General features: G+C 64.8%; 12 protein-coding genes. 5 read left to right on the forward strand and 7 right to left on the reverse strand.

Annotated elements, in window-relative coordinates:
- Positions 1 to 50: 50 nt before the first annotated feature.
- Positions 51 to 500: a ribosomal protein S18-alanine N-acetyltransferase gene (gene rimI / locus AB5Y64_RS12710; protein WP_103261185.1), complete on the forward strand. Its 450-nt coding sequence runs from the start codon at positions 51 to 53 to the stop codon at positions 498 to 500.
- Between the two features lie 72 nt (positions 501 to 572).
- Here the strand turns inward: rimI and AB5Y64_RS12715 are convergent, their stop codons facing one another.
- The gene (locus AB5Y64_RS12715; RefSeq protein WP_042016521.1) at positions 573 to 1115 is read right to left on the reverse strand and encodes a hypothetical protein; all 543 of its coding nucleotides are present in this window, start codon (positions 1113 to 1115) and stop codon (positions 573 to 575) included.
- 181 nt (positions 1116 to 1296) lie between these two features.
- Here AB5Y64_RS12715 and AB5Y64_RS12720 point away from each other — a divergent pair, with 181 nt between their 5' ends.
- The gene (locus tag AB5Y64_RS12720) at positions 1297 to 3087 is read left to right on the forward strand and encodes a long-chain fatty acid--CoA ligase (protein ID WP_161470180.1); all 1791 of its coding nucleotides are present in this window, start codon (positions 1297 to 1299) and stop codon (positions 3085 to 3087) included.
- A gap of 60 nt (positions 3088 to 3147) precedes the next feature.
- Here AB5Y64_RS12720 and AB5Y64_RS12725 read toward each other — a convergent pair whose 3' ends face one another.
- The 4 genes from AB5Y64_RS12725 to AB5Y64_RS12740 form a co-directional block, all read right to left on the reverse strand.
- On the reverse strand, positions 3148 to 4362 hold the full coding sequence (locus AB5Y64_RS12725; protein WP_368203932.1) for an aldose 1-epimerase family protein: 1215 nt from the start codon (positions 4360 to 4362) through the stop codon (positions 3148 to 3150).
- Positions 4363 to 4581: 219 nt separating this feature from the next.
- Positions 4582 to 5274 carry an aspartate/glutamate racemase family protein gene (locus AB5Y64_RS12730; protein WP_039039403.1) on the reverse strand — a complete coding sequence of 231 codons (693 nt, stop codon included), beginning with the start codon at positions 5272 to 5274 and terminating at the stop codon, positions 4582 to 4584.
- Between the two features lie 135 nt (positions 5275 to 5409).
- Positions 5410 to 6000: a LysE family translocator gene (locus AB5Y64_RS12735; RefSeq protein WP_368203933.1), complete on the reverse strand. Its 591-nt coding sequence runs from the start codon at positions 5998 to 6000 to the stop codon at positions 5410 to 5412.
- Positions 6001 to 6102: 102 nt separating this feature from the next.
- Positions 6103 to 6699, reverse strand: a complete 597-nt coding sequence (locus tag AB5Y64_RS12740) for a LysE family translocator (protein WP_279474370.1) — start codon at positions 6697 to 6699, stop codon at positions 6103 to 6105.
- 116 nt (positions 6700 to 6815) lie between these two features.
- On the opposite strand from AB5Y64_RS12740, the gene AB5Y64_RS12745 reads away from it, so the two are divergent.
- From AB5Y64_RS12745 to AB5Y64_RS12755, 3 genes are all read left to right on the forward strand, one after another.
- A complete protein-coding gene (locus AB5Y64_RS12745; protein WP_161470179.1) occupies positions 6816 to 8189 on the forward strand; it encodes a PLP-dependent aminotransferase family protein in 1374 nt (457 codons plus the stop codon).
- A 29-nt stretch (positions 8190 to 8218) separates the two neighbouring features.
- Entirely contained in the window at positions 8219 to 8683 is a 465-nt protein-coding gene (locus tag AB5Y64_RS12750; protein WP_041211035.1) for a hypothetical protein, read from the forward strand.
- A gap of 141 nt (positions 8684 to 8824) precedes the next feature.
- Positions 8825 to 10462, forward strand: coding sequence for a hypothetical protein (locus AB5Y64_RS12755; protein ID WP_210538377.1), 1638 nt, complete (start codon positions 8825 to 8827; stop codon positions 10460 to 10462).
- A gap of 36 nt (positions 10463 to 10498) precedes the next feature.
- Here AB5Y64_RS12755 and AB5Y64_RS12760 read toward each other — a convergent pair whose 3' ends face one another.
- The gene (locus AB5Y64_RS12760; RefSeq protein ID WP_041211033.1) at positions 10499 to 11812 is read right to left on the reverse strand and encodes a sodium-dependent transporter; all 1314 of its coding nucleotides are present in this window, start codon (positions 11810 to 11812) and stop codon (positions 10499 to 10501) included.
- A gap of 412 nt (positions 11813 to 12224) precedes the next feature.
- A complete protein-coding gene (locus tag AB5Y64_RS12765) occupies positions 12225 to 13538 on the reverse strand; it encodes a sodium-dependent transporter (RefSeq protein ID WP_128272362.1) in 1314 nt (437 codons plus the stop codon).
- Between the last annotated feature and the right edge of the window lie 62 nt (positions 13539 to 13600).

The raw sequence follows: 13600 nt of genomic DNA on the forward strand, positions 1-13600 counted from the left end.
GGTGTCCATCGCAAGCCTGAATCCCGTCCGGAGTGACCATGTCTGACCTCTTGCCCCACTTTCGCCCCCTGCTCGAATCCGACTTCGAAGCCATCTACCCCATCGAGCAGGCCGCCCACCAGGAGCCCTGGAGCCAGGCCAACCTGCTCTCCTGCTTCGGGCCGCGCTATCTCAACGGCCTGATGCTGGTGGACGGACGACCGGCCGGTTTCTACATCTCGGATCTGGTGGCGGGAGACAGCTCCCTGATGAACATCTGCGTACACCCCGATTTTCAGGGCAAGGGGCTGGGGCGGGCGCTGCTCAGGGAGTACCTGGCCCGCAGCAAGGCCAGCAAGGCCGAGGCCTGGTTCCTGGAGGTCAGGGCCGGCAACCGCACCGCCATCAACCTCTACGAGAGCGAGGGGTTTGCCGAGTATTGCCGCCGTGCCGACTACTATGGCACCGGGCAGGAGAGGGAGGATGCCGTGCTGATGTCCCGTCTGTTCGACTTCGGCTGACAACCCACAGCAGACCGCCGTCAGCGGGCGCCCCCCTCTGACCTCCCTGACTCCCCCGCTTCGCTTCCCCCCTCAGGGCAGGGGCGCGTTGTCGATGGAGGGGTCTTCCAGGCTCAGGGTCACCCTCAGCACGGCCTCGAAGGCGGCTCCCGAGAGGGGCATGAAGAAGCCGCGGCCGTAGGTGACACCGGGCATCCAGATCTGTTCGATATCCACCGCGATCTTGATGGGGCGAAGCGGCTCACCCGGTCGCTGGACATAAATGCCAGGGGCCGTCGCAACCTGGGGGAAGCGGCGCAGAATGTGCTCGCTGCCATCCCCCGCATCCGGGTTGAGTCGCACCTTCACCAGCCCCGCCAGGGCGGATTGCATCTCGGGGGCACGCCACAGCCTGGTATTCAGCGCCTTGCAGCGTCGGCACTTGGCGCGCTCGATCACGTAGAGCAAGGGGTATCCTTCCCTCAGCGCCAGCCGCTGCGCCTGCTCATAGCCCTCGGCGCCACTCAGCCAGGGATTATCCTGCTCCCCCGCGCCCCCCAGCAGATACCAGAGGGCGCCTGCCCCCGCCAACAGCAGCAACACGCCGGTGAACAGGCTCTTGATCCCGATATTCATGGTGCAACTCCCTGAATGAATCCGATCCCTGCCCCCTATCATGCCTCACTCTCATCTGGTTGACGACTTTGTGATCCAGGACAAATGGCGCACACTTGTAAGCTGTAATGTTAGAGTTTAAACTCCAGCCCCGATTTTGGTGCCCCTGCGGGCGCACAACTGTTACTTGAGGATGCGTGAGATGTCGCAGTTTCATCTGGTTAGAGTGATGCGTGAGCGTATTGCCCGCCTTGGCAACAAGGCCGCCCTGCGCGTCCAGCAGGATGGCCAGTGGCGCGCCATCGGCTGGCGCACCCTGGGTCAGGCCATGGATTATTGCGCCCAAGGCCTGATCCGGGCGGGCCACCAGTCCGGCGAGATGGTCGGCATCTATGCCCGCAACATGCCCGAGTGGACCCAGGCCGACCTCGGCATCCTGGCCGCCCGCGGCGTCAGCGTGCCCATCTACCCCACCAGCACCCTCGATCAGCTGCGCTACATCGTCAAGGATGCCGGCATCAGGATGCTGTTCGTGGGGGAGCAGCCCCAGTTCGATCAGGCGCTGCACCTCATCGACAGCGGCGAGATAAGCCACATCGTCGCCCTGGACGGCACCGTCGATCTGCGCGGCTGCGCCGCTGCCAGCCACTTCCAGACCTTCCTCGTCTCCGGCAACCACCCACCCAGCGAGCTGGTGCTGCGCGAGCGCGAGCGCCACTACCGCATGGACGACCTGCTGACCCTCATCTACACCTCGGGCACCACGGGCGAACCCAAGGGGGTCATGCTCGATTTCGCCAACATGGCCGCCTGCTTCGAGATGCATGACGCTCGCCTCGACCTCAGCGAGCAGGATGTCTCCCTCTGCATGCTGCCGCTGAGTCATGTGTTCGAGCGTGCCTGGAGCTACTACGTGCTCTATTGCGGCGCCGAGAACGTCTACATTCGCGACCCGCAGAAGGTGATGGATGTCATCGGCGAGGTGAAGCCCACCGTGATGTGCGCCGTGCCCCGCCTCTACGAGAAGGCCTACGCCATGATCCAGGCCAAGGTCGCCCAGGCGCCGCGCCTGCGCCGCGCCCTGTTCGGCTGGGCCACCCGGGTGGGCAAGCAGATGGTCGCCACCCGTCAGGCGGGCAAGTCCGCCTCTCCCCTGCTCTATGGCCAGCTCTGGCTTGCCGAGCGCCTGGTGTTTCGCAAACTGCGCGCCCGTTTCGGCGGTCGTACCCGCTTCCTGCCGGTGGCGGGCGCCCGTCTCGCGGACGAGGTGAATCTCTTCTTCCAGGCCATGGGGCTCAACCTCAAGTACGGCTACGGCATGACCGAGACCACCGCCACCGTCTGCTGCTATGAAGACACCCAGTTCAGGCTGGGCTCCATCGGCACGGCGCTAAACGGCATCGAGGTTAAACTCGGCGAGAACAACGAACTGCTGGTGCGCGCCCCCACCGTGATGCGTGGCTACTACAACAAGCCGGAGGCCACCGCCGAGGTGATGACCGAGGATGGCTTCCTGCGCACCGGCGATGCAGGCGAGCTGGATGACGAGGGCAACATCTACTTCACCGAGCGCTTGAAGGAGCTGATGAAGACCTCCAACGGCAAGTACGTGGCGCCGCAACTGGTCGAGGGGACCCTCGGCAAGGATCGCTTCATCGAGCAGATTGCCATCGTCGCCGATGCCCGCCACTTCGTGTCGGCGCTCATCGTGCCCTGCTTCGAATCCCTGGAGGAGTACGCCCGCTCCATCAACCTGCAGTACCAGTGCAAGACCGAGCTGCTGCGCCACTCCCGGGTGATGGAGTTCTTCGAGGCCCGCATTCAGGATCTGCAAAAGGAGCTGGCCAAGTTCGAGCAGGTGAAGAAGTTCACCCTGCTGCCGAGCGCCTTCTCCATGGAGCTCGGGGAGATCACCCCCACCATGAAGCTGCGCCGCAAGATCATCGAGGCCAAGTACCAGCGCGAGATAGAAGCCATGTACAGCCACGTCTGATCGACGGGCCTGATATGAAAAAGCCGCTCATGGAGCGGCTTTTTGCTGGGCGTCTCTCCCTTATGGCAGCTTGACCAGGGGTTGCTCGCGCAGCTCGGTGGCCCGACCGCCCTGGATCTTCTCCACCTGGGCCAGGGCCTGCTTCACTTCGTCGGCATTTTGCAGCAGGCGATAGGTCAGATCGAAGGTCTTGGTCTCCCCCGGCTGGATCTTGGGGACCAGCCCGAGCGGGCGCTGGTACTTGGTGCTGTAGGCATAGCTGGTACCGGGTTCGATGCCGGTCACATAGCCCTGGGCCCGGGTGTCGGTGTTCTTCCACAGGGTCAGCACCGGCAGCTGTCGGGTGTTGTAGCCCACCGCCACTCCGGCGTTGCCGGCCCGGTTGTTCAGCACTGCCAGGGTATTGCCGTCGGCGTCGCTGTAGGGCACCAGGTTGAACACCATCTCGTCGAAGCCCTTGGTGGGCTCCAGATAGGTTTGCCAACCCTTGAGTCCGGCCTTGGCGTAGTCATTGAACGGGGAGATCTGCTTCACCGGCGTGCTCACCCTGGCTCCCTCCTCCAGAATGGGGGCCCCGAAGTTGCCGTGATAGATGATCTGGTACTCGTTCTCGTAATCCGCGTGGTTGGTCAGCTTGTCCTGCAGGGCAAACTCCGCCTGACCGGGCACCACGCTCAGCTGGGTCCAGGTGACCAGTTCGCTCATCTTGAAGGTGCGCTCGTCCACCCGGCCCAGCACGTGGATGGCGTAGGGCGGCTCTTCGTCCACGGTCACGCTGACCACGGAGGCGGGAATGTTCTGCACCCGGCCATGGAGGCTCTTGAGGCGGCCGTCGTCATCCACCCCGGGATGACCCGTCCACTCGTAGCCGCAGCGCACCAGCATCTCGTTGAAGCCGTCGAGCCAGCCGAGGCCGCCACGGCTCTCGAGATCGATGAAGGCGGGGTTGACCACCTCCTTGACCGGTGAATCCCAGCCTAGGCGCAGATCCGCCGCCTTGACCTCCTTGATCCCCATGCCGCGGGTCGGCACCAGGGTGATCTTCATGACGCCATTGTCGACGATGAGCAGATCCACCCCTTCCTGGCGGCCGCCGTGCAGGCGTTTCTTCTCGATGGTGAAGGGAACCGGACTCTTGATGCCGAGCTTCTCGCTGGTGATCTTCCAGTCGCCCACATCCAGCCCTTGCTGGGAGTCGGTCAGCAGAAATTCGGCGGCGTGACCCGCGGTGGCGCCCAGGGCGAGCAGCACGGCAATGGAGAGTTTCTTCAACATGGATTTATCCTCGTGTCTCTTGTTTTTGTGAAGGCTGAATCGTTTCAGTGATCGAAAACTAGGCGTCTGACGCCCCGGACTCAAGAGACAAACGGAGGAAATGTGAGCCGATTGACAATAAAAACGGCTTCAGCCCTGCTGAAATGAAGGCTGACTCACAGTTATCAAAGGAGGAAAAAACAGGCGGGGCGCCGAGAGGGTCACCCCGCCCGCATCACATCAGGCAAGGGCCAGCGTCACCGCGGCTTCGGCGTGGATGGCGGTGGTGTCATAGAGGGGCACGGCGGCCTGGCACGCCCCCACCAGCAGGGCGATTTCGGTGCAACCCAGGATCACCGCCTGGGCACCGGCCTGTGCCAGATCGGCGATGATGGCCAGATACTCGGCCTGAGACGACTCGCGAATGTCGCCGAGGCAGAGCTCGTCATAGATGATGCGGTGCACCCGCTCCCGTGCAACGTCATCAGGCACCAGCACCTCCAGCCCGAAGCGCTCCTGGAGCCGCCCCTTGTAGAAATCCTGCTCCATGGTGAAGCGAGTGCCGAGCAAACCCACCCGGGTCACCCCGTCGGCCTGGAGGCGATGGGCCGTGGCATCGGCGATGTGGAGCAGGGGAATGTCGATGGCGGCCTCGATCTCCGGCGCCACCTTGTGCATGGTGTTGGTTCCGATCAGCAGGAAATCGGCGCCACCGGCCTGAATGGCCCTGGCCTCGGCCGCCAGCAGACGGGCGGTGGCGGGCCAGTCACCGGCGTGCTGCAACCGCTCTATCCCGGCAAAATCCACGCTGCTCAGCAGCACCCGCGCCGAGTGCAGACCGCCGAGCCGCTCGCGTACCCCCCGGTTGAGGGCCTGGTAATAGCTGACGGTGGACTCCCAGCTCATGCCACCCAGCAGACCGATACATTTCATGGGATCTCCTTATGTAACCCGATGATGCAAACCAATGCCGCAATCCCTCAGGGGGCGCGTTTGATTGCACCGCCCCGGCAATAAAAAAGGCCCCGAAGGGCCAACAAGACAGCCGGTAAAGGCTCAGGCCGAGGCCTAAACCCAGATCATCAGCACGCAGGCCGCCGTGGCGAGCCCCATGCCCAGATTGAAACGACGCCAACCGGTGGCGGTGCGGATGAGGCGGCGCACCTGGGCACCGAACAGCACCCAGAAGGCACCGGTATAGAGGCCGGTCACGAAGAAAATGCCGAGCACCCAGCCCGCGGACGGCCAGTAAGCCTCCCCCGCCAGGGTGAAGCCGCTGATGGCGGAGAGCGCCATCATCCAGGCCTTGGGGTTGAGCAGTTGCAGCAGGGCCCCCTGATGGGCCGGGATGAGCGGCCGGTTCCCCTCCGCCGGGCCACTGGCGTTGGCCACCTTCCAGGCCAGCCAGAGCAGGTAGGCCGACCCCACCAGCTTGAGGCCGTCGTGCAGCAGGGGCAGACGCTCGAACACCACCCCAAGCCCCAGGGCCGTGGCCAGGATCATCAGGTTGATGCCCCCCACCACCCCCACCAGCAGAGGCACGGAGCGGCGAAACCCCTGGGCGGCCCCGGCACTGGTGAGCAGCATGTTGTTGGGGCCCGGCGTGCCACAGGTGATAAGGGCAAAGCCCGCCAGGGGGAGCAACCAGTTCAGATCCATCTCAACCTCGTTCAGATACGGCAAGCCTCCTAATATGCAGAGCCGACGCCCTGACGACAAGGTCAGCAATGCATTTTCTTTGCATGAATAATCAAGGTGCTGTTAATACCAGAGCATCACCACGCACAGGGCGGTCAAGGCACCCAGGCTGCCGTTGAGACGACGCCACCCCTTGTCCGAGTTGATCCAGCGGCTGAGCTGATGGCCAAACATCACCCAGGCGAAGCAGACCGGGAACCCCGCCATGGGGAAGACACTCATGATGCCCCACATACTGGGCCAGTAGTCGCCCCCCGGCAGGCTGAACAGACTGATGGCCGAGATCCCCATCATCCACGCCTTGGGATTGAGGAACTGGAAACCCAGCCCTTCAAGCAGGGTCAGGGGGCGGGCACGACTGGCGGGATCTCCGGGAGCGCCTGCCACCGCGATGCGCCACGCCAGCCACAGCAGGTAAAGGCTGCCCAGCACCTGCAGGCTCAGCTTGAGCAGGGGCCAGCGCTCGAACAGCGGATAGAAACCGAGCGCCAGCACCAGTTGCAACACAGGCTGGCCCACCGCCACCCCGATGAGATGGGGCAGGGTGCGACGCACGCCGAAGTTGGCACCGGACGCCGTCAACATCAGGTTGTTCGGCCCGGGCGTGCCGCAGGTGAGCAGGGCGAAGCCAAACAGGGTGGCATACCATTCGATGGTCATGGGGAGACTCCTTTCTCGCCACATTGTACCGATACAATGTGTGCTTGTTGGTTGTGTAAAGACTGATAATCACGCTATATTGCGGACAATCTTGGATCAATGGATTTATTGTCACCATGACAATCTGGACGCCCGACCTCACCCCTTTCGAGGGGCCCCTCTACCTCAAACTGGTCAAGGCCATCGAGCAGGCCATCGCCACCGGCATCCTCTCACCCGAGACCCGGCTGCCGACCCACAGGGCCCTGGCAGATAAGCTGGGGGTCACCGTGGGCACCGTCACCCGCGCCTACACCGAGGCGGAGCGACGGGGCCTGCTGGCGGCCCGGGTCGGGCACGGCACCTGGGTCAGGGGAGCGGCGGATCCCGCCAACGAATGGGTGATCCGCAATGAAGACAGCCAGCGCATCGAGTTGTGGCAGAACCTCCCGGTCCAGCTGGACAGGGGCGCCATCATCAGGCCCCTGCTCACCGAGCTGGCGCAGGGGGATCTCAACGGCCTGCTCGGTTATGACAAGGAGGCGGGACGCCCCGCACAGCGCCAGCTGTTCGTCGACTGGCTCGCCGAGCAGGGCATCACGGCGAGCGAAGATCGCCTGCTGTTCAGCCATGGTGCCCAGCACGGCATCATGCTGGCCCTGCTGGCCACCGGCTGCGTGGGAGAGACCCTGTTTTGCGAGGGACTGAGCTACCCCGGCATGCTGGGCAATGCACGCCAGCTCAAGAATCAGGTGGTGGGACTGGCGATGGATGAGGAGGGACTGCTGCCAGAGGCGCTGGATGCCGCGTGCCGTACCCGCCGGGCCAAGCTGCTCTACCTCACCCCCACCCTGCAAAACCCCACCACGGCCACCATGAGCCTGGCGCGACGCGACGCCATCGTCGCCATCGCCCGTCGCCACGATCTGCTGATCGTCGAGGATGACGTCAACGGCCTGCTGCCCGAAAGTGCGCTCCCTCCCCTGGTCAACCTGGCACCGGAGCGGGTCATCTACCTCGGCAGTCTCGCCAAGATCGCCTGCGGCGGCCTGCGGGTCGGCTTCGTGTTGTCCCCTCCCGCCCTTCGCAACGGCTTCGCCCAGGCGATGCGGCTGTCGAGCTGGATGGTGAGTCCGCTGCTCATCGAGCTGGCCTGCAAACTGGTGAGCCAGCGCCAGATCATGCCGCTCATCGAACACCAGCGAAAAATCCTGGCGCGCCGGGGTGAGCTCCTGCACCACCTGTTGCCGGGAGCGCGCTGGCAGCCGGGGTCCATGCACGCCTGGCTGCCGCTGCCCGAGCCCTGGCGCAGCCAGGAGTTTGCGGAGGCCGCCAACGCCCTTGACGTGGGGGTCGCCAGCGGAGAACACTTCGCCGCCGGCCAGTTTGCCGCCCCGCAGGGAGTACGCCTCAGCCTGAGTCAGCCCGCCACCGACGCCCGCGTCGCCGAAGGGCTGGAGCGCCTCGCCGGGCTGCTGAGGGGCACGCCGCCCACCAATCCCCTGCTATAGTCATTGACCCTGGCACCCGAGGAACCTTCATGTCTGCCGTCCGTCCCGCCCTGCTGATCGCGACCCTGCTGCTGGGAGGCTGCGCCTCCCCGGCCCATCAACAGCTTGGCGCCGCCCTGAGCGGGCTGGAGGGGGAGCTGACGCGGCTGGAGGAGGAGTTGGCAGCCATGAACGGCCTTCACTATCAAAAAGCCATCGACGCCCCGGTGGCGCTGCGCCGCTATCTCAAGGCCCCCGCACCGACGGCGGAGGGACTGGTGCCCGTGCAAAGCCGGCTGCAAGATGGCCCCCTGCTGCGCTACGACTACCGGCTGCCCGCCGGAATGACACAGCTGCCCACCGACAACCCCTGCCTGCGCTACGAGTTCGAGCTGCGCCGCCTCGGGCGCCTGGGCCAGCTCGAGCTCGCCTGGCAGGGAGAGTCGGGAGCCGGGGAGCTGCGAGTCCCCCAGCGGGACTGCCCCTTCTCGGCCAGGGGGCCCGGCCTTCAGTGATGCTTTCTTTGCCCTGCCCAAGGCTGGCACTGAGCCATTCCTGACCCAGGTGGGGTATTGACCCCCTCTGGCTCTCGCGGGAGAGTGGAGGCTAACTTTGAATCCAACCTCGCCCCCCCGACCGGCGAAGGAGCGTCAAAGATGCAGATCCTCCTCATCGAAGACGATGCCATGATGGGCTCGACCCTCACCCAGGGACTGAGTGATCTGGGGCTGCCCCCCACCGAGCTGTTCCACTGCAAAGAGATTGCAAGCCTGCCCGCCCTGCTGCGCCAGCACGCCTTCGATGCCATTCTTTGCCGCCAGTATCACCACCAGGCCCACGAGGGAGTCAGGCTGCTGCATGAAGCACACCACCTGGGCCTGCTCGCGCCCGGCTGCGTGCTCCTGCTGCTGGAGCAGGACGAGGACACCGGCCAGTTCCCCCCCTCCGACCTCTATTTCGCCCTGCGTCTGGCCGTGCCCTTCACCACGGAGCAGTTGGCGCACAGCCTGCAAGCGCTGCTGGCACTGACCACGGTGACCCGCCCCCTGGCCACCCCCATGACGCTCAGGGAGTGGCGCAGCGCCTGCGCCCAGTGCGAGGATCTGCTTTACCGGCACGCCAGCCACAAGGGGCTGGAAGCACAGATGGACAGGGTAAAGGGCTACATGCTGCTGCAAGCCGGGGAACGGGTGCAGGCCGCCCAGCACTACGCCATCTGCACCACGGAGCACGATGCCTGGTGGCCACGCCAGGGACTGAACCAGGCTCTGCTCGGGCTGAACCGGGTGGAGAGCGCCCACAAGGATCTGGCCCGCAACCGGGAGCGACTGCCCCCCGTCATCCATCAGGCGCTGGTTCTCGCCTGCCAACTGCACGAGGCGCAGTGGGATCCGGCCTGGGAAACCTTGTCAGGCTTGCTCCAACGCTGCCCCTGGCAGCCGCAGTGGCGCCAGGTGGCCATTTTGCTGGCCTTACTGCGAAGGGATGAAGGTCAGGTGCTGGCGCAGGCCAGCGATTTCATCCTGCGCTACTTCCCCAAACAGACGTTTCGCCACTCTGTCGAACGCTGCCTGCTGGATGCGACCCTGGCGGTGCTCTGGCATCCACCGGGAGAGGCCAGAGTTCATGGGCTGCAGCAGGCCCTGGAGGAGCTCGGCCAGCAGGCCGTGACCCTGCGGGCCCACGAGGAGGGGCTGCTGCGCGCCCTGATGCTGGGTCTGGATTATCGATTCGATGACGCCTTGATGCTGCTGGCCAAGCACCCGCCGGAGGCGGCGCGGGACAATCACCTCAACCAGTTGCTCGGGGTGGCCGTCAGCCAGTTCTGCGGGCTTCCCCACCATGCCCAGCGTTATCTGGCCCAGCTCGGCCAATATCAGGGGCCGGTGGCACAGACCCCGCTGTTGCAGGGGCTCATTTTGCAGGTGGTCGACGATCTGGCGCGGCAACTGGCGCAGCGGGAGCAGCTGCTGACCCAGCTGCGCGAGGAGCGGCAACGGGCCATGACCACGGGTCAGCTCCAGCTCGCCGTGCAGAGTGCTCTGACCCTGCAGGAGCGATTCCCGGCCCAGGCGGGGGATGCCTGGCAACTGCTGGTATTGCTGACCCAGTGCTGGCCCGCCGGCATGGCGGCCCCGGCGGTGGCCCGCCTGGTGGACAGGCTGGAGCAGCGTCTCAACCACAGTGCCGCCTTCCTGGAACACCATGGGAACGCCTATCGGGAGACCCTGCAACAGGTGAGATCCCACCTAGCCCCCAAACTGCCGCCCCTCGGTCCCCATCAGGGCCTATAGCCATCCAGGGCGGTGCATGCCGCCCTGGCAGGTGCGTTACAACAAGCCCCGCACCAGGATCCCCGCGATCAGCAGGGGGGCGACCAGCCGCCAGCACCAGAGCAGCGCACCACGCATCAGCGGCGAGAGATCCGCAGGCACAATACTGTCCCCCAGCTTCCAGCCAAGCAGCAGGGTCAGCACCAGACCGAACAGGGGCATCATCAGGTTGGAGGTGAGGTAATCCAGCAGATCGAACAGGGTCTTGCCAAACAGGGTGTAGTCAGCCCAGGGCCCGAACGACAGACTGACCGGAATGCCGCAGGCCATGATGAGCAGGGTCAGGACCCGGCAGGCATTGCGGCGCGACCAGCCCCACTCCTCGGTGGTGAAGCGCACCAGGTGCTCCAGCATGGAGATGGAGGAGGAGAGCGCCGCCACCAGCAGCAGCAGGAAGAAGATCACCGCCAGCCCCTGACCGAACGGCAGGTGGTTGAACACCGCCGGCATGGTCATGAAGGTGAGGCCGGGGCCGGCGGCAGGATCGATGCCGGTGGAGGCCAGCACCGGGAAGATCATCAGCCCCGCCAGCACCGAGATGCAGCTCGCCAGGGTGACCACCCAGACCCCGGAGCGCAGCGCCCCGTCACTGCTCGGCAGGTAGGCGCCATAGGTGGTGTGTACCCCGAGGCCAATGGAGAGGGAGAAGAACGCCAGCCCCAGGGCGTCGAGCACCCCCTGCCCCGTCAGGTGGGAAAAGTCGGGCATCAGGAACTGGCGTACCCCGGCCATGGCCCCCGGCATTGAGAGCCCGGTCACCACCAGGAGCAGCATCATCACGAACAGGGCCGGCATCATCCAGCGCAGCGCCCGCTCCACCCCCTGTTGCAGCCCTCCCTGCACGAACCACCAGGTGAGCCCGGCGAAGACGAGATGGGTGAGGGCCGGCCAGAGGGGATCGCTCACATAACCGGTAAAGAGTGCGGTGAGGGTGCTCGCCTCACTCAGGTTGAGCTCGCCGCCCACGGCCAGGGCTGCATAGCCCACGGTCCAGCCCCCCACCACGCTGTAGAAGCTGTAGATGAAGAAGCCACACAGGATCCCCATGTAACCCATCCAGCGCCAGTTCGGCCCCACCAGCTTGTGGAAGGCGCCGAGCACGCCGCGCTGGCTGCGGCTGCCGAGCAGGGTCTCCCCCACCAGCACCGCGACCCCCAGGGTGAAGCTGAAGAGCAGGAACACCAGCAGGAAGGCACCGCCACCGTTGGTGGCTGTCACATAGGGAAACTTCCAGATGGCGCCAAGGCCGATCGCCGAGCCGGCGGCCGCCAGCACATGACCAATACGGGAAGACCACTGAACCTGGCTCATACAACCTCCGGGCAAGACAACATCAGTTCGATACTCCATGGCTAGACGCGGTGTGCGCCGCAACAAAAAAGGCCGCCTGAGGGCGACCTTGGCAATGAACAGTCAGACAAACGACACCTGCAAGGTCACCTCTCCAGGAAGGGGCTAAATCGGCCACAGAGAGCGATAAGGGGTGACATGGGAGGGCGACGCCTGCACGGTAAAAAGGAGCCACAGCCTAAACCATGGCAAGAGAAGTTGACAGGAAATAGTCTAAAACAGAACCAAAAACAGATTTAACCAAAATAAAATATCGAAATTTCAGACAGTTACTCTGTTAATTTTTAATTAACAGATTTTTATAAAGAGTCAATCCTGCCACCCCACTCCCCGGCCAGCCCGGCCGGGGAGTGGCAGAGATGACCAAGCCTCCCTACACCAGGCCGCGCACCAGAATGCCGCCAATGAGCAGGGGAGCCAGCCAGCGCCAGCAGCCCATCAGCAGTGCCCGCCAGTGGGGAGCCAGCCCTTCGGGCAGCGCCTGGCGACCGAGCCGCCAGCCCAGCAGCAGCGTCAGGGCCAGCCCGAACAGGGGCATCATCAGGTTGGAGGTGATGAAGTCCAGCAACTCGAAGATGTTCTTGCCAAACAGGGTCAGGGTGGCCCAGGGACCGAACGACAGGCTCACCGGGATGCCACCCGCCATCACCAGGGCAATGACCAGGTTGCACGCCGCGCGGCGGGACCAGCCCAGGCTCTCGCACAGGAAGCACTGCAAGTGCTCCAGCAGGGAGATGGAGGAGGAGAGCGCCGCCACCACCAGCAGGGAGAAGAACACCACCGCCAGCCCCTGGCCGAAGGGCAGTTGCTGGAACACCGCCGGCATGGTCATGAAGGTGAGGCCCGGGCCCGAGGCCGGGTCAATACCGGTCGCCGCCAGTACCGGGAAGATCATCAGGCCCGCCAGCACGGCGATGACGCTCGCCAGCAGCACCACCCAGAGGCTGGAGCGACCGACCCCTTCACTGGAAGGCAGGTAGGCGCCATAGGTGGTGTGGATGCCAAGGCCGATGGAGAGGGAGAAAAAGGCCAGCCCCATGGCGTCCAGCACACCCGACATGCCGAGCTTGCTGAAATCGGGCATCAGGAAGTGGCGCACCCCGGCCATGGCGCCCGGCAGGGTAAGGCCGAAGGCCACCAGCAGCAGGATCATGATGAAGAGGGCCGGCATCATCCAGCGCAGGGTGCGCTCCACCCCTTGTTGCACGCCGCCCCGCACGAACCACCAGGTCAAGCCGGCAAACAGCAGGTGGGTCAGCACCGGCCAGAGCGGATCACCGACGTAGTCGTTGAAACGGGCGGTCAGTGCCGTGCCGTCCCCCTGTTGCAGCTCCCCCGCCAGGGCCATGCCCGTGTACCCCAGGGTCCAGCCGCCCACCACGCTGTAGAAACAGAAGATGAGCAGGCTGCACAGCAAGCCCATGGCACCGACCCAGCGCCAGCGCCTGCCCATCAGTTCACCAAAGGCGCCCACCACCCCGCGCCGGGTCAGGCTGCCGATCAGGGTCTCCCCCATCAGCACCGCCACCCCCAGGGTGAAGCTGAACAGCAGAAAGACCAGCAGGAAGGCGCCGCCACCGTTGGCGGCGGTGACATAGGGGAACTTCCAGATGGCGCCGAGACCGACCGCGGAACCTGCGGCGGCCAGGATGTAACCGAGCCGGGATGACCATTGGGACTGCTTCATAAGAACTCCACGGGAAGGGCCTGCCAGCGAGGCCCGAAATGGCGCTCAGAGTACGCCCGCGG

The sequence above is a fragment of the Aeromonas sp. R5-1 genome, from assembly GCF_040908265.1.
In the GTDB taxonomy this organism is placed as follows: Bacteria; Pseudomonadota; Gammaproteobacteria; order Enterobacterales; family Aeromonadaceae; genus Aeromonas; species Aeromonas caviae.